Origin of the sequence: Phenylobacterium sp. (genome assembly GCF_965229015.1) — a bacterium.
Classification (GTDB): Bacteria; Pseudomonadota; Alphaproteobacteria; order Caulobacterales; family Caulobacteraceae; genus Phenylobacterium.
Map to the genome: position 1 here is coordinate 1,294,863 of NZ_CBDDIM010000001.1, position 19,662 is coordinate 1,314,524.

Annotated in this window: 24 protein-coding genes; 10 read left to right on the forward strand and 14 right to left on the reverse strand. The window is 67.0% G+C overall.

The window, feature by feature from the left end; all coding sequences use genetic code 11:
• Positions 1-27 precede the first annotated feature (27 nt).
• From ACO06I_RS06495 to ACO06I_RS06505, 3 genes are all read right to left on the reverse strand, one after another.
• Positions 28-588 carry a low molecular weight phosphatase family protein gene (locus tag ACO06I_RS06495; protein WP_421931766.1) on the reverse strand — a complete coding sequence of 187 codons (561 nt, stop codon included), beginning with the start codon at positions 586-588 and terminating at the stop codon, positions 28-30.
• 159 nt (positions 589-747) lie between these two features.
• Positions 748-999, reverse strand: coding sequence for a helix-turn-helix domain-containing protein (locus ACO06I_RS06500; protein WP_421931767.1), 252 nt, complete (start codon positions 997-999; stop codon positions 748-750).
• 75 nt (positions 1,000-1,074) lie between these two features.
• On the reverse strand, positions 1,075-1,527 hold the full coding sequence (locus ACO06I_RS06505) for a hypothetical protein (RefSeq protein ID WP_421931768.1): 453 nt from the start codon (positions 1,525-1,527) through the stop codon (positions 1,075-1,077).
• Positions 1,528-1,836: 309 nt separating this feature from the next.
• On the opposite strand from ACO06I_RS06505, the gene ACO06I_RS06510 reads away from it, so the two are divergent.
• The 10 genes from ACO06I_RS06510 (at position 1,837) to ACO06I_RS06555 (ending at position 10,239) form a co-directional block, all read left to right on the forward strand.
• A complete protein-coding gene (locus ACO06I_RS06510) occupies positions 1,837-2,274 on the forward strand; it encodes a hypothetical protein (protein WP_421931769.1) in 438 nt (145 codons plus the stop codon).
• Complete coding sequence (locus tag ACO06I_RS06515; protein WP_421931770.1) at positions 2,271-2,672, forward strand: DUF983 domain-containing protein; 402 nt, start codon at positions 2,271-2,273, stop codon at positions 2,670-2,672. Before ACO06I_RS06510 ends, ACO06I_RS06515 begins: the two co-directional genes overlap by 4 nt.
• Before the next feature lie 72 nt (positions 2,673-2,744).
• Complete coding sequence (locus ACO06I_RS06520; protein ID WP_421933603.1) at positions 2,745-3,056, forward strand: helix-turn-helix domain-containing protein; 312 nt, start codon at positions 2,745-2,747, stop codon at positions 3,054-3,056.
• Positions 2,995-4,677 (forward strand): SulP family inorganic anion transporter, encoded by a 1,683-nt coding sequence (locus tag ACO06I_RS06525; protein WP_421931771.1) that lies wholly within the window; start codon positions 2,995-2,997, stop codon positions 4,675-4,677. The genes ACO06I_RS06520 and ACO06I_RS06525 overlap by 62 nt, the downstream gene beginning before the upstream one ends.
• Positions 4,674-5,306, forward strand: a complete 633-nt coding sequence (locus tag ACO06I_RS06530) for a spermidine synthase (RefSeq protein ID WP_421931772.1) — start codon at positions 4,674-4,676, stop codon at positions 5,304-5,306. The genes ACO06I_RS06525 and ACO06I_RS06530 overlap by 4 nt, the downstream gene beginning before the upstream one ends.
• 31 nt (positions 5,307-5,337) lie before the next feature.
• A complete protein-coding gene (locus ACO06I_RS06535; RefSeq protein WP_421931773.1) occupies positions 5,338-5,712 on the forward strand; it encodes a DUF983 domain-containing protein in 375 nt (124 codons plus the stop codon).
• 10 nt (positions 5,713-5,722) lie between these two features.
• Complete coding sequence (locus ACO06I_RS06540) at positions 5,723-8,008, forward strand: NADP-dependent malic enzyme (RefSeq protein WP_421931774.1); 2,286 nt, start codon at positions 5,723-5,725, stop codon at positions 8,006-8,008.
• Between the two features lie 69 nt (positions 8,009-8,077).
• Positions 8,078-8,209, forward strand: coding sequence for a hypothetical protein (locus ACO06I_RS06545; RefSeq protein ID WP_421931775.1), 132 nt, complete (start codon positions 8,078-8,080; stop codon positions 8,207-8,209).
• Positions 8,210-8,487: 278 nt separating this feature from the next.
• Positions 8,488-9,717 (forward strand): 5-aminolevulinate synthase, encoded by a 1,230-nt coding sequence (gene hemA, locus ACO06I_RS06550; RefSeq protein ID WP_421931776.1) that lies wholly within the window; start codon positions 8,488-8,490, stop codon positions 9,715-9,717.
• Between the two features lie 102 nt (positions 9,718-9,819).
• On the forward strand, positions 9,820-10,239 hold the full coding sequence (locus tag ACO06I_RS06555) for a hypothetical protein (protein WP_421931777.1): 420 nt from the start codon (positions 9,820-9,822) through the stop codon (positions 10,237-10,239).
• A gap of 200 nt (positions 10,240-10,439) precedes the next feature.
• Here the strand turns inward: ACO06I_RS06555 and ACO06I_RS06560 are convergent, their stop codons facing one another.
• The 11 genes from ACO06I_RS06560 to trbB are packed head-to-tail and all read right to left on the reverse strand — an operon-like array spanning position 10,440 to position 19,582.
• Positions 10,440-10,661, reverse strand: a complete 222-nt coding sequence (locus ACO06I_RS06560; protein ID WP_421931778.1) for a DUF2274 domain-containing protein — start codon at positions 10,659-10,661, stop codon at positions 10,440-10,442.
• A gap of 6 nt (positions 10,662-10,667) precedes the next feature.
• Positions 10,668-11,816, reverse strand: coding sequence for a TrbI/VirB10 family protein (locus tag ACO06I_RS06565; protein WP_421931779.1), 1,149 nt, complete (start codon positions 11,814-11,816; stop codon positions 10,668-10,670).
• Entirely contained in the window at positions 11,813-12,799 is a 987-nt protein-coding gene (gene trbG, locus ACO06I_RS06570) for a P-type conjugative transfer protein TrbG (RefSeq protein WP_421931780.1), read from the reverse strand. Before trbG ends, ACO06I_RS06565 begins: the two co-directional genes overlap by 4 nt.
• Complete coding sequence (gene trbF, locus ACO06I_RS06575; RefSeq protein WP_421931781.1) at positions 12,799-13,485, reverse strand: conjugal transfer protein TrbF; 687 nt, start codon at positions 13,483-13,485, stop codon at positions 12,799-12,801. The genes trbG and trbF overlap by 1 nt, the downstream gene beginning before the upstream one ends.
• Positions 13,482-14,648 carry a P-type conjugative transfer protein TrbL gene (gene trbL / locus ACO06I_RS06580; RefSeq protein ID WP_421931782.1) on the reverse strand — a complete coding sequence of 389 codons (1,167 nt, stop codon included), beginning with the start codon at positions 14,646-14,648 and terminating at the stop codon, positions 13,482-13,484. Before trbL ends, trbF begins: the two co-directional genes overlap by 4 nt.
• Positions 14,645-14,887 carry a putative entry exclusion protein TrbK-alt gene (gene trbK-alt / locus ACO06I_RS06585; RefSeq protein WP_421931783.1) on the reverse strand — a complete coding sequence of 81 codons (243 nt, stop codon included), beginning with the start codon at positions 14,885-14,887 and terminating at the stop codon, positions 14,645-14,647. The genes trbL and trbK-alt overlap by 4 nt, the downstream gene beginning before the upstream one ends.
• The gene (gene trbJ, locus ACO06I_RS06590) at positions 14,884-15,615 is read right to left on the reverse strand and encodes a P-type conjugative transfer protein TrbJ (RefSeq protein WP_421931784.1); all 732 of its coding nucleotides are present in this window, start codon (positions 15,613-15,615) and stop codon (positions 14,884-14,886) included. Before trbJ ends, trbK-alt begins: the two co-directional genes overlap by 4 nt.
• Complete coding sequence (gene trbE / locus ACO06I_RS06595; RefSeq protein ID WP_421931785.1) at positions 15,612-18,059, reverse strand: conjugal transfer protein TrbE; 2,448 nt, start codon at positions 18,057-18,059, stop codon at positions 15,612-15,614. Before trbE ends, trbJ begins: the two co-directional genes overlap by 4 nt.
• A 4-nt stretch (positions 18,060-18,063) precedes the next feature.
• Positions 18,064-18,333 (reverse strand): VirB3 family type IV secretion system protein, encoded by a 270-nt coding sequence (locus tag ACO06I_RS06600; RefSeq protein ID WP_421931786.1) that lies wholly within the window; start codon positions 18,331-18,333, stop codon positions 18,064-18,066.
• Entirely contained in the window at positions 18,333-18,653 is a 321-nt protein-coding gene (locus tag ACO06I_RS06605) for a TrbC/VirB2 family protein (protein WP_421931787.1), read from the reverse strand. The genes ACO06I_RS06600 and ACO06I_RS06605 overlap by 1 nt, the downstream gene beginning before the upstream one ends.
• On the reverse strand, positions 18,650-19,582 hold the full coding sequence (gene trbB / locus ACO06I_RS06610; RefSeq protein WP_421931788.1) for a P-type conjugative transfer ATPase TrbB: 933 nt from the start codon (positions 19,580-19,582) through the stop codon (positions 18,650-18,652). The genes ACO06I_RS06605 and trbB overlap by 4 nt, the downstream gene beginning before the upstream one ends.
• Positions 19,583-19,662 lie beyond the last annotated feature (80 nt).

The following is a 19,662-nucleotide window of genomic DNA, read 5'->3' on the forward strand; positions in this document are numbered from 1 at the left end:
GCGCGCCGCCGAGCGGCGCCCCGAAGCCTAAGCGCGATTGGTCGCCGTCAGCACGGCGCCCAGCCCGCGGACACGCGCAGAGAGCGCATCGCGTACATCCCGGAGCCGCGCGAGGGGACGCGGCCGGCGGAGCCTGCGGAATTCGGGGGTCTCCCACGCGACCGCCATCTGGTGACGACCAACGCCAAGTCTGTGCACTCCAAGCGAGACCACGATGTCGAAGCCGGCAAGGTCGAGGTCGCGCACAGACACGGCCTCGATCGGCGCGATGTCGATCCCGATCTCGCCCATCACCGCGACGGCCTCGGCGTCGAGGGGGTCGGCCGTGAGACCGGCGCTCTGAACACTGATGTTGAGGCGCGTGTAGGCGGCGCGCGCCAGGCCCTCGGCCATCGGACTTAGAATGGCGTGGGTTCGGCACACGAAAAGCAGCTTGATCCGCTCGCTCGGCCGCTGGTCCCGCTCCGAGCCCATCTCGGGGAACAGAATGAGTTCGCAAGGTTGCGCGAGCGTGACGGCCCGCTCCTGTGTGGCGACAGCGTACGCCGTTTCTGAGAGCGACCGCCGCTCACCCGATTCGATAGGCATCGCCGCAAGAGCGGCGGACAGAGGTTCACCAACGGGGCGGGCGGGGGCGGTCCTTACAGGGGTCATGCCGGGATTGGTAGCACATCCCACGCACCCATGTCGATGTTCAGAATGCCTGAATTGATGCTTCAGACATCAATTGGTCATCAGGCGACGTTTCTATTTCCGCTCGATCAGCCGCACGCCGCGCCCGGTGCCTTCACTGCGCGCGCCGCTGGCGATGAGCTCGACCCCCTCCCCGTTCAGGGCGTTGACCACCTTCTCCAGGCTATCTACAACCGCACGGACAATGCCGTCGCTGGCCTCCATCCGTTGGATGGTCGGAAGCGAAACATTCGAGAGGCGCGCCAACTCCTTCTGGTCAATCCCAAGGAGAGCGCGCGCAGCCTTCATCTGTGAACCGGTGATCATTCGGCTATCTATAGTGATACCTTGGGTATCAGCAAGCCGCGATCGACCTGTGAGAATGGGCTCGTGAACACCGCGTCACCAGCTCGACGATAGTTCGCAGAGCCGCAGAGCCCCCGCCATCTCACCTTCGTCAGCGGCGGGCCCGTTTCCGTTAGCGAGACTCCGGACATCCGGCTTGCCGAAGAGGTCGGCCTCCACCGCGTTCCAGTTCGGATCCTGACGCAGCAGGTTGAGCACCGCACTGGAGGGGCCGCGGCTGTCAAAGGCAAGATGCAGGCGGTCGTACCAAGTCGAGATCATGATCTGGGTCGGCGAGATGATCTCGACATAGTCGATCTTCGCGATCGGGATAGCCGAAAATCCCCCCTTCATATCGACGAACATAATCCGCCAGTTGGTGAGCAGGACCAGGCCGAGGCGTCGCTCTCTCACGCTCACGCGGTCCGCCGCCCATCCTTCGAGCATGACCTCTCCATCGAGCAGGGTGACCGCCTTCCGCAGCCTGGCAAGATCGTCCGCAGCTTCCAATGGGTCTCTCCCAACGCGACGGGGCAATGAGCATCTCGCCAGCATAACCATCGATTGTGATGTCTTGGATATCGTTACAGGCGCGCCCTATAGCGCCCGTTGGCGGGAATGACCAGCCTTGGTCATGGGGAGGCGGCTGAACGGATTCTGGCCAGAACGCTCCGTCCGGGGGAATATTTCCATTTCAGACCAAGATAGTGATCTTTTCATCACACATCGTGATGCTTGCAACATCACTAGATATATGTGAAACGGCTTCCATCACGTCCCGTCGCGCAATCTGGTTCGGACCACAACCCATGGACACCCATGCCTGACACCCCCGCCATCCTTCTTGTTCAGTCCGATGAGGGGCAGCGCGCCAAACTGGCCGCTGGTCTGCGGCTGGACGGCATGCGCGTCGTTGAATACGCCACTGCGGAAGCAGCGCTTGTGGCGCTGAACCGGGGCTTGAAGGCCGCGATGCTGGTCACGGAACCCGCCGTGGGCCGATTGACGGAGTTGGAGCTCACCGAGCTGGCCAGGGACGCCGCGCCGCGCCTCGAGGTTATCTTCACGCGATCTCCCGAGGCCAACCGGCTCGCCGCGCCCGCGGGCGCCCATGCGCTGGTTAAACCCATTGAAGCCGGGAGGCTCTCGCGCTTCATCCGACTTGTCGCCGCCCGCCCGGCCTTGAGGAGCGTTCTGCAGCGGCGGTACCGTCAATCAAAGTCCTGCGTCCTGGCGGCGCGCACGAGGGCGTCATGACCCACCCGGCGCCTCCGCGGGTTCCCATGTCCGGCGTCAACCCGTTCCTGGCCGGCCTGCTCTGCCGATGCCCGAACTGTGGCGAGGCGCCCCTGTTCTGCGGCTACCTGCGGGTCTGCCCGAAGTGCGAGGCTTGTGGCGAGGACTTGTCGAACGCCGACTCTGGTGACGGGCCCGTCGTCTTCATTCTGTTGATCGTCGGCGCCATCGGCTGTTTTGGCCTCCTGTTCACCGAGGTCGCGTTCCATCCGCCGGTCTGGCTCGAGATCCTCATCTGGCTCCCGCTGATGGGGATCATGACCCTGGCCGCCCTGCGGCCGTTCAAGGCCATCATGATTGCATTGCAGTTCCACAACCGGGCTTCCGAGGCGCGCAATGACGACCCGACGGACCCATAGCGCCCACCTGCTGGTCGGGGTCGTCTCGCCGAATTCCCGCAGGGGCCGCGGATCATGATCAGCGGCTCGCAAATGCGCGCCGCCCGGGTGCTTCTCGGCCTTGACCAGCGAGATCTGGCCAAGCTGTCGGGTCTCTCCTTGCCGACGATCCAGAGGATGGAGTCCTCGGAAGGTTCGGTTCGGGCTGTTGTGGACAGCCTGGAGAAGGTGCTCGAAGCATTTACCGCCGCGGGCGTCGAGATGATTGCGGACGGCGCGCCTAGCACGGGGGTCGGGAGCGGCGTCCGTATGCTTGAAAGAACTCAGAAAAGGCAAGTATCCCATGTGGCGCGACTGGAGACTGTTTGTCCCGAAGTCGGTGACGGTTCTCCGTCAAGGCTATAGTCTGAGCGATGTGCGCGGCGACGTCATCGCCGGGCTTACCGTGGCGATCGTCGCCATGCCGCTGGCCATGGCCCTGGCGATCGCGTCCGGCACGACCCCCGAGCGCGGGCTGATCACAGCCGTGGTGGCGGGCTTCCTCATTTCCCTTCTGGGCGGAAGCCGGTTCCAGATCGGCGGCCCGACGGGGGCGTTCGTCGTCGTCGTCTACGGCGTGATCGCCAAGCACGGCTATGACGGCCTACTGATCGCCACCGTGATGGCGGGTGTCATCTTGGTGGCTGCCGGCCTTTTGCGCATCGGGACCCTGATCAAGTACATCCCCGATCCCGTCACGACGGGCTTCACCACCGGCATTGCGACCATCATCCTGGCCAGCCAACTGAAGGACATCTTCGGTCTGACCGCAGATCACGTCCCGGCCGACTTCATTCCCAAGCTCCAGACGCTTTGGGCCGCGCGAGCCTCCCTCAGCCTGCCGACCCTTGGCCTGGCGGTCGGCTGCTTCACCTCGATCATGCTGCTGCGGCGCTACGCGCCCAAGGTTCCGGGCTTTCTGGTGGTCACCATCGCCGCCGCCGCCGGCGTCTTCCTGCTGGGCTTGCCCGTCGAGACCATCGGGACAAAGTTCGGCGGCATCCCCTCGACCCTGCCCGCCCCCAGCCTCGCCTTCTGGTCCTGGGCCAAGGCGCGCGACGTCCTGCCCAGCGCCTTCACCATCGCCCTCCTGGCCGGCGTCGAGTCCCTGCTCTCAGCGGTCGTCGCCGACCAGATGACCGGCCGCCGCCACCGATCGAACCTTGAGCTAGTGGCGCAGGGAATCGCCAACATCGCCTCGGCGGCTGTCGGCGGCCTTCCCGCCACCGGCGCGATCGCGCGGACCGCCACCAACATCCGATCCGGGGCGCACTCGCCGGTCGCCGGCATGCTGCATGCGGCCTTCCTATTGCTGTTCATGTTGCTGCTCGCGCCCCTGGCCAAGTTCGTTCCCCTGGCGGCCCTGGCGGCGATTCTCATCGTCGTGGCCCTGAACATGGCCGAGCTGCACCGGTTTCGGATGCTGCTGGGCGCCTCCAATGGAGATCGCGCCGTCCTCCTGCTGACCTTCGGCCTGACAGTCATCGTCGATCTGACCTTGGCTATCGAGGTGGGCATGGTGCTGGCCTCCTTCGTCTTCATGCATCGCATGAGCCAGCTCTCCACGGTCGAAGGCGGCGGTCCGAGCCTGATCGAGGCCGATCTGGACGATTTCAGCCGGACAGGTGAAGCGGCCTATGAGCCCAATGACGGCCTGCCGCACTACACTTCGGTGATCACCTTCCGCGGCCCCTTGTTCTTTGGCAGCACCAGTGTGCTGAAGGACGCGCTCGACCAGATCGGAGCCCGCAGCCGGCGGTACGTTCTGCGGTTCGAGGAGGTGCCCTTGGTCGATCCGACCGGCGCCGCAGCCCTGTCGTCGTTCCTTCACCGGGCCAGTCAGGATCAGGCCAAGGTCATCGTCTGTGGAGCGCGGGACACCGTGCGCCGGAATCTGTCTCGCACGATGGAGGCGCACATCCTGGAGACGGTGGACTTCCAACCCACCTTCGCCGCCGCCCGCGCCGCGATTGGAACCAGCTCATGATCAGTCTGCATCGCACCCAGACCACCAGGGGCGAGATTTCCATCGCCCTGAGCAAGCGTGACGGCGCCGTCGGCTATTTCAAGGACGGTCACCTGCAGACACTGATCGACGCTCATGGGGGCAACCTCGCGCCTCATGTGAACGCGATCGTGCAGGTGCTGACCCAGGAGGCCCCCGAGCGGGTGCTCGTCCTTGGGCACGGAGGCGGCGCGGCCTCCTCAATGCTCCATCGGCTGGGCATGAACGTCGTTTCGGTCGACTGTGACCCGCGCGCCGGCAATCTGGCGCGCCTGTTCTTCCGTGCGCCACCGTGCCTCGATGTGGTCGTCGAGGATGCCGCCACCTATGTCGACACCTCCCCGCCAGCTTGCTTCGACGCCATTGTCGTCGACTTCCAAGACTCGCTCGTCACGCCGGCGGCCTACCTATCGGAGGGCTTCTGGCGGGGCGTGGACCGCCTGCTTCGGCCCGGGGGCGCCGTTCTGGTCAATGTGACCAACCGCCTCCACCTCGGACCGGACTGGCGGGCCTTCCAACGCGCCTTGGCCGATGCGGGCCTGGACGCCGTCGCCCTGAGCGACGAGTTCGAGACCGGCAACCGGTTGCTCATGACGTCGTGCGTCCGCTGATGTCCTGGTCCCAGTCGAGCGTGGTCAGGTGATGAGCCAGCAAGCCCCCACCGCAGGGTCAGTTCTTACCGGCTTAAAGCGTGGCGCCCGGGGCCAGTGTCCCAACTGTGGGAAGGGTCAGCTGTTCACCGCCTATCTGAAGATCCGCCCCCGCTGTGAGATCTGCGGTCACGACAACAGCCAATACCCCGCCGACGACGCGCCGCCCTACTTCACCATCCTGATCGTCGGGCACCTGGTCGTGGCTCCGTTGCTCATCTTCCAGTTCATCTGGACCCTGCCGACCGGCCTCGTCCTGGCGCTGGTCATGCCGGCCTTGGCCGCGCTCACCCTGACCTTGCTGCCCGTCGTCAAGGGCGCGGTCGTCGGGGTTCTCTGGGCGGTCGGAAAACCCCCGCACTCCTGAAAGCCAGGCCATGACCGCCGAAGAACGCCGAGCCCGCGCCGACCAGGAAGCCCTGGACTTCCACCGCTATCCGCAACCGGGAAAGATCTCCATCGCGGCGACCAAGCCGATGGCGACCCAGCGCGATCTGAGCCTGGCCTATTCCCCTGGGGTCGCCGCGCCCGTGCGCAAGATCGCCGCCGATCCCGACGCGGCCTATGACTACACCTCCAAGGGCAACCTGGTGGGTGTGATCTCCAACGGCACGGCCATCCTGGGACTCGGCAACCTGGGCTCCCTGGCGTCCAAGCCGGTGATGGAGGGCAAGTCGGTGCTCTTCAAGCGGTTCGCCGACCTGGACTCCTTCGACATCGAGGTCGCCACCAACGACGCCGACGCCTTCATCGAGGTCGTTCGCCACATCGGCGCGACCTTCGGCGGCGTCAATCTGGAAGATATCTCCAGCCCCGATTGCTTCCGGATCGAAGCCGAGTTGCAGGACCTGCTGGACGTCCCGGTCTTCCACGACGACCAGCACGGGACAGCCATCATCTGTTCCGCCGGCCTGATCAACGCCTGCGAGGTCACCGGCCGCCGGATCGAGGATGTGCGCCTGGTCCTCTGCGGCGCCGGCGCCGCGGGCCTGGGCTCCATCACCCTGATGAAGGCGCTAGGCGTCCGGGCCGAGAACACCACGCTCGTCGACATCGACGGCGTCGTCTATCGCGGCAGGACCGTCGGCATGGACCAGTGGAAGTCTGTCCACGCCACCGACACCCTACACCGGACGCTGGCCGAAGCGCTGGTCGACGCCGACGTCTTCATCGGGGTTTCGGCCAAGGGCGTCCTGACCCAGGCGATGGTCGCCTCGATGGCGCCCAATCCCGTGATCTTCGCCATGGCCAATCCCGATCCGGAGATCACGCCCGAGGAAGTTCTCGAGGTGCGCCAGGACGCCATCATCGCGACCGGGCGATCCGACTATCCGAACCAAGTGAACAACATCCTGGGCTTCCCCTACATCTTCAGGGGCGCCCTGGACGTGCAGGCCCGCTCGATCAACCACGAGATGAAGATCGCTGCCGCCCAGGCCCTGGCCATGCTCGCCCGCGAGGACGTGCCCGACGAGGTGGCCATGGCCTACCAGGGCCGCAAACTGAAATTCGGACGCGACTACATCATCCCCTCCCCCTTCGATCCGCGGCTGATATGGTTTGTCCCGCCCTTCATCGCCGAGGCGGCCATGCGCAGCGGCGTGGCGCGACGCCCCATCGCCGACATGAACGCCTATCGCGCTCAACTCCGGCGGCGGCTGGATCCCTCGGCGGGCTTTCTGCAGACCATCACCGAGGCGGTTCGTTCAGGCCCCAGGAAGCGGATCGTGTTCGCAGAGGGCGAGGAAGCCGCGGTGATCCGGGCCGCCCACGCCTTCAATGCCCAGGGCCTGGGGATTCCCGTCCTGGTCGGCCGCGAGGATCTGATCCGGGCCAACGCCCTGGAGGCCGGGCTCGACGCCACCGAGTTCGACCTGGAGATCGTCAACGCCCGCCTCTCGGACCGCAACGGCGCCTATGTCGACCACCTCTATGGGCGCCTGCAGCGCGAGGGCTATCTCAAGCGCGACGTCCAGCGCCTGATCAACCTGGATCGAAACAGCTTCGCCGGGTCCATGGTCGCCCTGGGGGACGCCGACGCCCTGGTCACCGGCGTCACGCGCAACTTCGATCAATGCCTGGAAGAGGTGTCTCGCGTCGTGGATCCGGCGCCCGGAGGCCGCGTGATTGGCCTATCGGCCCTGCTCGCCAGGGGCCGGACCATTTTTGTCGCCGACACCTCCGTCAGCGAATTGCCGAGCGCCGAGGATCTGGTGGAGATCGCCTGCGTCGCAGCCGCGGCGGTGCGAGGGCTCGGACACACGCCGCGGGTCGCTTTCCTGTCCTATTCGAGCTTTGGCCATCCCTATGGCGAGCAGCCGTTGCGCGTGCGCAAGGCCGTCGAACTCATGGATCAGCGCGGCGCGGACTTCGAGTATGAAGGCGAGATGCCGCCCGACGTCGCGCTCGATCGCGCGCTTTGGGATAGCTACCCGTTCCAGCGGCTCAGCGAGCCCGCCAATGTGCTGATCATGCCCGCCATCCATTCGGCCGCCATCTCGACGAAGCTGGTGCAGGCCTTGGGCGAGGTCGCGGTCGTCGGTCCGATCCTGGTCGGTCTCTCCCGCCCGGTGCAGGTCTGCCGGCTCGGGGATTCGGTGTCCCGCATCCTCACCATGGCGACCCTGGCGGCCTTCGAAGCCCAGCAGATCGGCGGGAGCTGAGGCCGGCCGCGCGGAGCCGGCGATTTGTCACGACCCCACCCTCACCTTGCCGAAGGAAGGCTGCCTCCCATGCGCATGCTCAAGCGCCACCCCTACCGTCGCCAGCGATTCAACCTGCTCACCCGCGGGGGCTGGATGCTCGTCATGGTTTGCGGCGGCCTGATCGCCGTCGTCTTCGTCGCCCTGCGGATTTGGGGATGAGGCTTCCCGCCCTTGGTCCCCGCCTGGATCGGCGGGGGCTCAAGTCTGGCGCCGCACATAAGATGGCCTGCCGCGAGGGAAAGCGGCGGGCCTTTGTCGGGGGCGCTTCCTCCCCGAAGCGGTGGGGCTGTGCCCTCTACCCGAACAAACTATAGATATGCGCCTTTGACGATATATCAATAGTGCTTACTGATGCTATAAGCATCACAATGCATCGTTTTCCGCGCGCGGCCGAGCACTCGCGGGGCTTCGTGGGTCACTCCAGTAGGATCGCCTTGATGAAATACGCATCAGTGTTCCGTGCCGCCTTGGATCAAGTTCATGCGGAGGGACGTTATCGGGTCTTCGCCGACCTGAAGCGTCACCGGGGTGAGTTCCCGCGTGCGACCTGGACCCGCGAGGACGGGACCAGCTCAGAGGTCGTGGTCTGGTGCTCCAACGACTATCTGGGCCAGGGTCAAAACCCAGTGGTGCTGGACGCCATGCACCGGGTGATCGAGGACACGGGGGCCGGCTCCGGCGGCACCCGCAACATCTCCGGAACCACCCACGACCATGTGGAGCTGGAGCGCGAACTGGCCGACCTGCACGGCAAGGAGTCAGCCCTCCTCTTCACCTCGGGCTATGTGTCGAACCAAGCCTCGCTCTCGACCCTGTACAAGATCCTGCCTGGCCTGATCGTCTTCTCCGACGCCCTGAACCACAATTCGATGATCAGCGGCATCCGGGCCGGCGGACGCGACCAGCGGCAAGTCTTCAGCCACAATGACCTGGGACACTTGGAGGAGTTGTTGGCGGCCGTCGATCCGGAAGCGCCAAAGCTCATCGCCTTCGAGAGCGTCTATTCGATGGACGGCGACATCGCCGACATCGCCGGCACGGTGGCCCTGGCCAAGAAGTACGGCGCGCTCACCTATCTCGACGAGGTGCATGCGGTGGGCATGTACGGCCCCCGCGGCGCCGGCGTGGCCGAGCGGGACGGGGTGATGGACCAGATCGACATCGTCGAGGGGACGCTTGGCAAGGCCTTTGGCGTGATGGGGGGCTATATCGCCGCCGACGCCGCGATCGTGGATGCGATCCGCAGCTTCGCCGATGGCTTCATCTTCACCACCTCGATCCCGCCCGCTCTGGCGGCCGGCGCGGTGGCCTCGATCCGCTATCTGAAGGACCACAACGAGGTTCGCATCGCCCACCAGGCCCGCGCCGCGGCCCTGAAGGCCCGCCTGCTGAAAGCAGGCCTACCCGTCATGCCATCCGCCAGCCACATCGTGCCAGTGCTGGTGGGCGACGCGGCGCACTGCAAGCTGATCTCCGACATCCTGCTCAACGAGCATGGGATCTACGTCCAACCGGTCAACTATCCGACCGTTCCCCGCGGCATGGAGCGCCTCCGCTTCACCCCCTCCCCGGCTCATTCGGACGCCATGATGGACGGCTTGGCTGCGGCCCTCAAGGAGCTCTGGACCCGCTGCAGTATCGCCCAGGTGGGCAGCGTCGCCGCCTGAACGGTCGGCTCAGGGTTCGATGGAAGCACATTCCGGGAGTTCGACATGCCAAGCCACCGAGACCAGGTTGGTCCCGCTCCCAGCCTGTTCGGAAATGGCGCTATGCCCCGTCGCATTCCGCCTCGAAACATCCTCTTTGTCGACCGTCGCAATGATGCGCTGACGCAGATCGCCGAGGCCTTCGCAGCGGCCCAGCTTGAACCTTCTGGGGTCGTCGCATGGAGTGCGGGTCTCACGCCGACCCGGGTCAGTCACTGGGCGGTTAGGGTCATGGCGGAGGTCGGCATCGACATCACGCCCCAGGAGAGCAAATCGCTCGACGCCATCAACGCCGCCATGATGGACGAGCTGATCCTGGTGGAACCCGAACTTGTGCTGCCTCCCACATTTGCCGGGTTGCATCGGCGCGAGTGGCAGATCGAAGACCCCCGCGTCGCCCCCCTGTCGGCAGACGAGATGTTGCTGAACTTCAGACAGGCTCGCGATCAACTCCGGGTGCTCGTGACATCACTACGCTCGTGACATCACTACGCTAGCCCCTGCGGACCCAGTCGCGGTCGTCAGGCCGAACTTGTCGGTCGCTCACGCACTCCACCCGCCCCTTGGGCCTCCGGACGCCGATCGAACTTTCGGACCCGATCTCGCCAGCGCTCGGGACAAAACAGGCGCCCGTGCGGAGGCGCCTGAGGCGAAACTGGGCCGTGGTCTCCGTGGATCAACGATCAGCTTCCTGATCGCCTCATCTTCAAAAACGCCCGATCTGCGCCCATAAAGCGCGCGAGCATGGGCGAAATGAGCTTGGCGGGCTCCACCATCCGCCCGCTGCTCCGAGACAGCGCCTCGCCGTAGGCGAGGAGGTCCCGGTGGACAGCAGCGGGGAGCTCCACGGTGAGCTTGACTGGGGTGTCATCGAGCAAGGTTGCGAGCTTCAGCTTCTCGGACATGGGGCCTCAGGGACGATAGGGTTGCAGGACAAGGTCGCGGGTCACCATCACCCGCACAGGCGCGCCCGGTCGGATCGCAAGGGTGGGCGCCACACTCAGTCCGCGGCCGACGGCCTGCTGGCCGGCCTGGTTGAGGGTTCCGGCCGCGCCGGCCCGCAGGGCCTGGAGGATTTTGCTTTCGTCGTCCGAGGCCCCGAGCTCGGCTCCGACCCCCAGGAGGGTCGAGAGGGCCGCCATGCCGAAGAGCCCGGACCAGTGATGATCCACGTCATCCTGCAGGCCGGCATAGCCCTCGATGTCGCCCGCCGGCAGCTTTTCCAGCACCAGGGAGCGGCCGTCCGGAAGGATGAGTCGGGTCCAGGCCAGCAGGACACGGCTCTGACCAAAGGCGACGCGGCTGTCGTAGAACCCGATCAATCGGGCGCCTTGGGGGATCAGCAGGAACCGCCCGGTCGGGCTGTCGTACACGTTCTGCGTCACCTGGCCGATGATCGGCCCGGGCAGATCCGACCGGATCCCCGTGATCAGGGCCGCGGGGATCACAGCGCCGGCCTGAACCACATAGGGCGAGGCGGGAGCCGTCAGATGATCGGGACTGGTGGTCCGCCGATCGACGGGACCGTCGAGAATGCCCTCCCCCGCCGGACGGCCTGGCGCTGGCTCTACGGGTCCCGTCGTCCCAAAGGCGAGGGGTTGGTCCGCGCCGAGCGGTCTGGCGTCGCTCGCAAATAGCCGGCTGGTGCGCGCGGCGTTCCGTTCTTGCGCCAAGCGCTCGCGACCTTGCTGCGCCGCCGGGTCGCCCGGCGCGACCGTAGGCGGTTCCGCGGCCCCAATGGCCGGCGCCGGCGCGCCTGCCGCCTGGATTGGTCCGCCGAGGTCGCCCGGAAGCGGCGGTCCCAGGCGCGGGGGCGCACGATAGTCCTTGGGCAGTGTGCGGACCGCTTCCAGCGCCCCGCCCCCGACGTTGTAGAGCTCGGTAGGCGCCTTCGAGACCCGGTGGGCGATCATGGCATAGGCTACGGCCCCGCCGACCGAGATGACCAGCACCGATCCGAACCCGACCAGGGCCTTACGCGACAGGCGGACCACGGGTGGTCGTCTCGAGCGAAGCCGCAGCTCAGCGGGGATTTGCGGTTCGGCGAGCTCGTCGCTCATGGCTGGCCCTCCGCAGTCCGCTCGATGCGGACATGCTGATGCCCGCGACGGTCTCCGAGGCGCAGCTCCGCGGTCTCGAAGAGGCGATCCACGATCATGCCCCGCCCCTGAACGCGGTAGTTCACCAGCTCCAGGGCGCGACCGGCCCCTCCCACCCATAGCGGTGGCATCTCACCCTGGGCGATCGAGAGCGGGAACTCGATGAAGGTCTGACGCCCGTCGTCATAGACGCGGACCGGTCGCCAGCTCGCGCGCCCGACGATCCGATATCCGAAGTTGAGGACACTGGACGGGAGCGGTTGCGCCGCCTGCGCCTCGCCCTGGGCGAGGCGCGCGGCCTCGGCCAGGATCGCCGCGGCGCGGGCTTCGTCGGCGGGATAGCGCCAGGACACGGCAGCCATATAGGTGCTCGGCGTCGCGCGCAGTTCCAGGTGATAGGTTCGTCGATCAGTATTGATCACTAGGTTGGTCCGCAGCTCCGGCCGGGTCGGCTTCACCAGGATGTGGACCCGCCGCTCGGGGCCGGTTCCGCTCTCGGTGTCACCAATCACCCAGCGGGTGGTGTCTCCGGCGGCGACGGGGCCTGTCCCGGCAAGCTTCTCGTCGGCCTGGAGGGCGATGTCGGTCACGCGCCCGGGCGCGGCATAGACTTGGTAGAGGGCGCCTTCGGCGAAGGCGTAGATCTGCACGGCGGTCGAATAGTCTCCTGCCCCAGGCTGCACCCTGGCCGTCGCATTGGCCCTGGCGACCCGGGCCAGCGGGTCGCCCCCCGAAACTGCGCCTGACGCTGGTGGAACGCCCGTGTGACGCTCCGGCGGATTGGGCGCCGGCGTTGAAGCGAGGATAGGCGGCACGGCGACGGCCGGGCGGAGGGCGACGGCAGCGATCGGCGTGGCCACGGCGCTGGAGACAGTTGGCGCCGGATGCGACGCGCAACCGCTGAGCGCGAGCCCGGCCATGGTCCATGGGATCAGACCGCGCATCAGCCGAGCTCCTTCGACCAGTTCAGGGCATGGACGAAGACCCCTAAGGGGTTCTTCCGGAGTTGCTCGGCCGTACGGGGCGGCTGCATCACCACGCCGACGATGGCGGTCCACCGTTCAGTCGTGGCCAAGGCCCCGTCGACATATCGACGCTCGACCCAGGCGACGCGGAAACTGGATGGCGAGGCCCGGATCACGCTGGAGACGTCCACGGCCACCTGGGTCGCGCCGACCTTCGCGAAGGGATCGTCAGCCCGGGCATAGGCGCTCAGCGCTAGGGCGCCCTGGTCGGTGGTGTAGTCATAGGCCCGCAGCCAGTTTTGGCGCACCACCACAGGATCGGCCGGGATCGAGCGTACCTCCTCGATGAACCGGGAGAGATGCCAGGCGATCTGCGGATCGGTCGGCTTGTATCCCGCCACCGCCGGGGCCACGATCTGCGCCTCCCCTAGATGATCGACCTGCACCACCCAGGGCGTCACGCTGCCGTGCGCGCCTTGCCACACCAGCGCCGCGGCAAGGCCGCTGGCGAGCAGGAGACTCGCGAAGGCCATGAGCCGCCAGTTTCGGGCCTGGACCCGGGCCGATCCGATCCGGTCGTCCCAGGCCTGTGAAGCCCTTTGGTAAGGTGTTTCGAGCTCCGGGGTCTCGCCGTAGCGGACGCCGGGGCGACGGAAGGGGTTCATGAGCGGTCCTCCGCAAGTGAGACGGATGCGCCGCCGCCGCCATGGTCACCCGACCGGACGGCATGGACCGCCGCGGTCGCGCCATGGACGGCAGCCTGGCGATGCTGCAGTTGCTTGGCCCAGGCCGGAGCGCCGGATGGGCCGGCCGGCGGGGATGAGCCGCCGCCACTCGGACCGCCCGACTGCGGACCCTGGCCACCGTCGCCGGATCCGGTCGGTCCGGAGCGACCACCCCGGACCGCCGAAATCGCCTGTCGAACGCCGCCGACCGCGGCGCCCACCATGCCCCGGGCGCCCATGGCGGCGGCGACCCCAAGGCCTCCGGCCGCCAGGCCGGTGCTGACCGCCGCGCCCGCACCGAGCTGTGGCGCGCCGGAGACCAGGCCGCTAGCGACGGCAGGTCCGAAGATGCCCAGGCCCAGCAGGCAAAGCGCCGCCAGGGCCAGGGCCAGGACCTCCTCGATCGACGGCGACGGCCCACCGAAGCCCTGCACGAACTCGCCGAACAGGGTCGAACCGATGCCGACGATCACCGCCAGGACCAGGACCTTCACGCCCGAAGCCACGACATTGCCCAGCACGCGCTCGGCGAGGAAGGCCGTGCGGCCAAACAGTCCGAAGGGCACGAGGACGAAGCCGGCCAGAGTGGTGAGCTTGAACTCGATCAAGGTCACGAAGAGCTGCACCGCCAGGACGAAGAAGGCGACCAGCACCACCAGCCAGGCGACCATCAGGACGATGATTTGGGGGAAGTGCTCAAAGACACCCGGAAAGCCCGACATCTGCATGGCGGCCTCCAGGATCGGAGCCCCAGCCTCGATGCCGGCTTGACCCAATTTGCCCGGATGCAGGAAGTCGGAAGCCGGCATGGCCCCGCCGGTGGCCTTCAGGCCTAGCCCCGAAAAGGACTCGAAGATCACGCGCGCCAGGCCGTTGAAGTTCGACAGCAGGAACGCGAAGAAGCCCACATAGAGCGTCTTCTTGATCAGCCGGGCGATGATGTCGTCACCGGTCGACCAGGACCAGAACAGCGCCGCCAGCGTGACATCGACGACGACCAGCGTGCTCGCGAGGAAGGCGACCTCCCCCCCCAGGAGACCGAAACCCGAGTCGATGTAACGGGTGAATATCTCAAGGAAGCGATCGACGACGCCGGTGTTCATCGCCGCAGACCCTTGTCACGTCCGAGGAAATGGTCGTCGTTGGCCTTCCAGGCGGCGACGCAGGCTCGGTCCCTGTAGACCTCCAACCCCAGATGGCGGCAGCGATCCAGTTCTCGCCCCAGCGCCTCCCCTTGAAGCACCGGCCTCTTCGACGGATCCATAGTCCCCCGCTGGCAGGCGCAGATGACCACGAGCATGACCGCCAAGAGCGGCAGAAGCCGCGTTCGAATCCGGTTCAATGGAACATCTCCACCGGTTGGGCCTGATAGCCCTGCTTGCGATCCATGAACCGCCGGAACTGTTCCCGGGCCTGGTCACGGCTAGCGGCGCGCTCGGCCTGTTCCAGGGCGGTCGCCCGCCCCTGGGCCGCCATCATCGCCGTCAGGTCGGCCAGTTGCTGGGACTGCAGGGCGAGAAGCTGGTTTCCGGCCTGGGTGGCCTGGACGATGCCGGTGGCCCCCTGGCTGGCGGTCACCAACGCGCGGGTCTCGGCCTGGGCCGCCGGCATGCCGGTGACAACGCCAGCCTGGACATTAAGCGCATCGCGGAAGGCCGCGGCGGAATTGGCCCAACGCTTCTGGGCCGACGACAACAGGGCGAGGTCCGACGCGCTGGCGTCGAGGGTGTAGTTGCGCCCGAACTCCTGCTCGATGGCCTTGACGTCGTAGGCGACCAGCTGAGCTTGCGCCATCAGGTCCCTGATCCGGTTGAGGTTTGTCTCGATGGCCTGTAGCGACGAATAGGGCAGCTGCGCCAGGTTGCGCGCCTGGTTGGCCAAGCTCAGCGCCTGGTTCTGCAGCGCGCGGATCTGGTTGTTGATCTGCTCCAGCGCGCGGGCCGCCTGCAGCACATTGGACGCGTAGTTGGTCGGATCGAACACGGCGAGCTGGGCGGCGGCCGGACTCGCGAGCACCAGCGCCAGGGCGGCGCCAAACAGGGCGCGGCGAGGGAATCCAGAGGATGTCATCTGAGGTTCTCCATTTGGGCCTGAGGTTGAGGCTGGCCGAGGAGTTCGGCGGCCCACGGCAATCCGCGATGGTTGAGCCAGGCCGCGGCGAACTTCGCCGCACCGAAGCGGCTCACGAGGTCGGCGATGGCCAGCTGATCGGCCTTGGCCGAGGCGGCGCAGAAAGCCAGCGCCACCTCCCCCAGACCCAGCTCGAAGAGCCGGTTTCCCCGCCGGGACTGGCAGTAGTAGTCGCGCTTGGGGGTCGCCTGGCTGAGGATTTCAATCTGACGTTGGTTGAGACCAAACCGGCCATAGCTGGCGGCAAGCTGCGGTTCCTGGGCTCGGTCGTTGGGCAGGAAGATCCGGGTCGGGCAGCTCTCGATGATCGAGGCGGCGATGGCGCTGGTTTCAATATCGGCCAGGGACTGGGTGGCGAAGACCACGCAGGCGTTCTTCTTGCGCAGGGTCTTCAGCCACTCGCGCAGCTGCGCGCCGAAGGTGGGGTCGTCCAACGCCAGCCAACCTTCGTCGACGATGACCAGGGTGGGGCGACCGTCGAGCCGTGAGGCGATGCGGTGGAAGAGGTAGGCCAGGACCGCGGGCGCGGCTGTGGTCCCGACCAGGCCTTCGGTCTCGAACACGGTGACGGACGCGATCCCAAGATGCTCGTGGTCGCCATCGAGCAGGCCGCCCCACGGTCCTGACAAGGTGAAGGGCGCGATCGCCTGCTTCAGAGGCGTCGACTGCAGAAGGGCGGCTAGCCCGCTTAGGGTCCGTTCGCCAGCAGGCGCGGTGGCCAGGTTGTTCAACGCCGACCAGACATGCTCCTTGGCCTCTGGCGACAGATGGACGCCCTCACGGCTGAAGAGCCCCGCGATCCACTCGGCCGCCCAGGCCCGTTCGGCATGATCATCCACGCGTTCCAAGGGCTGCAAGCTGACAGCCTGGGTCGGAGTTTCCCCCAATGACGCGCCGAGATCGTGGAAGTCGCCGCCCATGGCCAGGGCCGCGGCCCGGATCGAGCCGCCGAAATCGAAGGCGAACACCTGGGCGTGCGCGTACCGCCGGAACTGTAGGGCCATGAGCGCCAGGAGCACGCTCTTGCCCGCTCCCGTGGGACCAACCACCATCGTGTGGCCGACATCGCCGACATGGAGCGAGAACCGGAACGGCGTCGCGCCTTCGGTCTTGGCAAACAACAGCGGCGGTCCGTCGAGATGGTCGTCGCGGGCCGGACCCGACCACACCGCCGAGAGTGGGATCATATGGGCGAGATTGAGCGTCGAGATCGGCGGTTGGCGGACATTGGCGTAGGCGTGGCCCGGCAGGCCGCCCAACCAGGCTTCCACCGCATTGACGGTCTCGATGGTGCAGACGAAGTCGCGCCCCTGGATGACCTTCTCCACCTGGCGCAGCTTGGCGTCGGCGGTGGCGGGATTGGCGTCCCAGACGCAGACCGTGGCGGTGACATAGGCGTGGCCGATGAAGTCGGCGCCCAGGTCCTGCAGCGCCTCGTCTGCGTCGAGCGCCTTGTTCTCAGCGTCGGTGTCGACGAGGCTCGAGGCCTCGTTGGTCAGCACCTCCTTGAGGATCGCCATGATCGACTTGCGCTTGGCGAACCACTGCCGGCGGATCCTCGTCAGGACCTTTGCGGCGTCGATCTTGTCGAGGCAGATGGCGCGGGTGGACCAGCGATAGGGAAAGGCCAGGCGGTTGAGATCGTCGAGCAGGCCGGGCCAGGTCGATGTCGGAAAGCCGCTGATGGTCAGGACTCGCAGATCGCTCCCGCCCAACCTGGGCTCCAGGCCACCGACCAGCGGCTGGTCGGCCAGGAGCACATCAAGATGCATCGGCGTTTCCGGCTCGGCGACCAGGTGCCGCGAGGTCGAAACCGTCGAATGCAGGAAGGTCAGCGTCTCGACGTCCGAGAGCCAAGCGGCCTGGGGCAGCACGCCTTCGAACAGGGCGAGTATCCGATCGGTGCGATCCTGGAAACCGCGAAGGCTTTCGCGCCAGTCGACGCCACCGGCCTGCCGGCCCTCGTAGAGCCAGCCTTCCACACGCGCGGCCTGTTCCGCCGGCGGCAGGAAGACAAAGGTCAGGAAGTAGCGGCTCTCATAGTGCGCGCCATGGGCCTCGAACTGGGCTCGGCGCTCCTCATCCACCAGGTCCGAGGCCGGATCGGGAAAGGCGCTCGAGGGATAGGTTTCGGCCGCGTCGCGCTGGGCCTCGACGAAGACGGCCCACCCCGAACCCAGACGGCGCAGGGCATTGTTGAGCCGCGCGGCGACGGACATCAGCTCGGCGTCGGTGGCGGAGTCGAGATCGGGGCCACGGAACCGCGCGGTGCGCTGGAAGGCGCCGTCCTTGTTCAGCACGAGGCCCGGCCCGACCAGAGCCGCCCACGGCAGGAAGTCCGCGAGCTGCGCGTTGCGGCGGCGATATTCCCGAAGATCGAACATCAGCTCAGACTTCCAGGTGCGACGGGGTACGGATATGCCGTCGCACCACCTCGACGAAGAGCGGGTCGCGCTTGGCCGCCCAGACCGCCAGGCCATGCCCCACGGCCCAAACCACCAGGCCGACCAGCCAGAGCCGGAGCCCCAGGCCGAGCGCGCCCGCCAGCGTCCCATTGAGGATCGCCAGGGCGCGGGGCGCGCCGGCCAGCAGCAGAGGCTCGGTCAGGGCGCGGTGAACCGGCGACTCGAACCCTGGAATGGAAGCGATCTGGGCCATCAGATCAGCGCTCCGCCGCCGAACGAGAAGAACGACAGGAAGAAACTCGAGGCGGCGAAGGCGATCGACAGGCCGAAGACGATCTGGATCAGCCGGCGGAAGCCGCCGGAGGTGTCACCGAAGGCCAGGGTCAGGCCGGTGACCACGATGATGATCACCGCGATGATCTTGGCCACCGGGCCCTCGATGGACTCCAGGATCTTCTGCAGCGGGGCTTCCCACGGCATCGACGAGCCCGCGGCATAGGCTGGGCCGGTCGCCAGGACTGTGGTCAAGGCGACAACAGCCGTGGCCCTCCATCGCGAAAGGCGCGGGATCATGGTTGGTCTCCTTCGGGGTCTGGGATGCGGGTCAGGGCGTAGTCGCCTGCCAGGGTCAGGCCGCGGACCTGCGCCAATTCACTCAGCCTCCGGCACTCGCCGCGGCCGGACAGCACGGCGATCACATCGATGGTCTCGGCGATGAGCGCGCGGGGAACCACGGCGACGGCCTCGAGGACCAGTTGTTCGAGGCGCCGCAGCGCCCCCATGGCCGAGCCGGCATGGATCGTCCCGATCCCGCCGGGATGTCCGGTGCCCCAGGCCTTCAGCAGGTCGAGCGCCTCCCCGCCCCGCACCTCCCCGATCGGGATCCTGTCGGGCCGAAGGCGCAGGGCCGACCTCACCAGATCGGTCAGGGAGGCGACGCCATCCTTGGTCCGCAGCGACACCAGGTTGGGGACCGAGCACTGAAGCTCGCGCGTGTCCTCGATCAGGACCACGCGGTCCCCAGTCTTGGCCACTTCGGCCAGTAAGGCATTGGCGAGCGTGGTCTTGCCGGTGGAGGTGCCGCCGGCGATCAGGATGTTGCGCCGCCCAGCGACCGCCGCGCCCAGGGTCAGGGCCTGGGCCGGGGACATCACTCCGGCCGCCGCGTAGGCCTCCAGGCTAAAGATCGAGATGGCGGGCTTTCGGATCGAGAAGGCCGGCGCCGCGACCACCGGCGGCAGGAGACCCTCGAACCGCTCGCCGGTCTCCGGCAATTCGGCCGAAATACGCGGCGCGCCCGCGTGAACCTCGACGCCCACATGATGGGCGACCAGGCGGACGATCCTCTCGCCGTCGGCGGCCGGCAGACCGTATCCGCTATCGCTCAGCCCTCCCCCGAGCCGGTCCAACCAAAGGCGACCATCCGGGTTGAGCATAATCTCGACGACCGCCGGGTCATCCAGCCAGGCCGCGATCTGCGGGCCCATGGCCGTGCGCAGCATGCGCGCGCTGCGGACCAGGACTTCACTGCGGATGGGCGCGACTTGCACTGGCGGCTCCCGGGGTCGCCGAGCTGGCGACG

Bases quoted from the DNA above. Each gene is read 5' to 3' on its own strand.
- ACO06I_RS06495 (WP_421931766.1), bottom strand. From the start codon at position 588: ATGCCTATCGAATCGGGTGAGCGGCGGTCGCTCTCAGAAACGGCGTAC.
- ACO06I_RS06500 (WP_421931767.1), bottom strand. From the start codon at position 999: ATGATCACCGGTTCACAGATGAAGGCTGCGCGCGCTCTCCTTGGGATT.
- ACO06I_RS06510 (WP_421931769.1), top strand. From the start codon at position 1,837: ATGCCTGACACCCCCGCCATCCTTCTTGTTCAGTCCGATGAGGGGCAG.
- ACO06I_RS06515 (WP_421931770.1), top strand. From the start codon at position 2,271: ATGACCCACCCGGCGCCTCCGCGGGTTCCCATGTCCGGCGTCAACCCG.
- ACO06I_RS06520 (WP_421933603.1), top strand. From the start codon at position 2,745: ATGCGCGCCGCCCGGGTGCTTCTCGGCCTTGACCAGCGAGATCTGGCC.
- ACO06I_RS06525 (WP_421931771.1), top strand. From the start codon at position 2,995: ATGTGGCGCGACTGGAGACTGTTTGTCCCGAAGTCGGTGACGGTTCTC.
- ACO06I_RS06530 (WP_421931772.1), top strand. From the start codon at position 4,674: ATGATCAGTCTGCATCGCACCCAGACCACCAGGGGCGAGATTTCCATC.
- ACO06I_RS06535 (WP_421931773.1), top strand. From the start codon at position 5,338: ATGAGCCAGCAAGCCCCCACCGCAGGGTCAGTTCTTACCGGCTTAAAG.
- ACO06I_RS06540 (WP_421931774.1), top strand. From the start codon at position 5,723: ATGACCGCCGAAGAACGCCGAGCCCGCGCCGACCAGGAAGCCCTGGAC.
- ACO06I_RS06545 (WP_421931775.1), top strand. From the start codon at position 8,078: ATGCGCATGCTCAAGCGCCACCCCTACCGTCGCCAGCGATTCAACCTG.
- hemA (WP_421931776.1), top strand. From the start codon at position 8,488: ATGAAATACGCATCAGTGTTCCGTGCCGCCTTGGATCAAGTTCATGCG.
- ACO06I_RS06555 (WP_421931777.1), top strand. From the start codon at position 9,820: ATGCCCCGTCGCATTCCGCCTCGAAACATCCTCTTTGTCGACCGTCGC.
- ACO06I_RS06560 (WP_421931778.1), bottom strand. From the start codon at position 10,661: ATGTCCGAGAAGCTGAAGCTCGCAACCTTGCTCGATGACACCCCAGTC.
- ACO06I_RS06565 (WP_421931779.1), bottom strand. From the start codon at position 11,816: ATGAGCGACGAGCTCGCCGAACCGCAAATCCCCGCTGAGCTGCGGCTT.
- trbG (WP_421931780.1), bottom strand. From the start codon at position 12,799: ATGCGCGGTCTGATCCCATGGACCATGGCCGGGCTCGCGCTCAGCGGT.
- trbF (WP_421931781.1), bottom strand. From the start codon at position 13,485: ATGAACCCCTTCCGTCGCCCCGGCGTCCGCTACGGCGAGACCCCGGAG.
- trbL (WP_421931782.1), bottom strand. From the start codon at position 14,648: ATGAACACCGGCGTCGTCGATCGCTTCCTTGAGATATTCACCCGTTAC.
- trbJ (WP_421931784.1), bottom strand. From the start codon at position 15,615: ATGACATCCTCTGGATTCCCTCGCCGCGCCCTGTTTGGCGCCGCCCTG.
- trbE (WP_421931785.1), bottom strand. From the start codon at position 18,059: ATGTTCGATCTTCGGGAATATCGCCGCCGCAACGCGCAGCTCGCGGAC.
- ACO06I_RS06600 (WP_421931786.1), bottom strand. From the start codon at position 18,333: ATGGCCCAGATCGCTTCCATTCCAGGGTTCGAGTCGCCGGTTCACCGC.
- ACO06I_RS06605 (WP_421931787.1), bottom strand. From the start codon at position 18,653: ATGATCCCGCGCCTTTCGCGATGGAGGGCCACGGCTGTTGTCGCCTTG.
- trbB (WP_421931788.1), bottom strand. From the start codon at position 19,582: ATGCTGCGCACGGCCATGGGCCCGCAGATCGCGGCCTGGCTGGATGAC.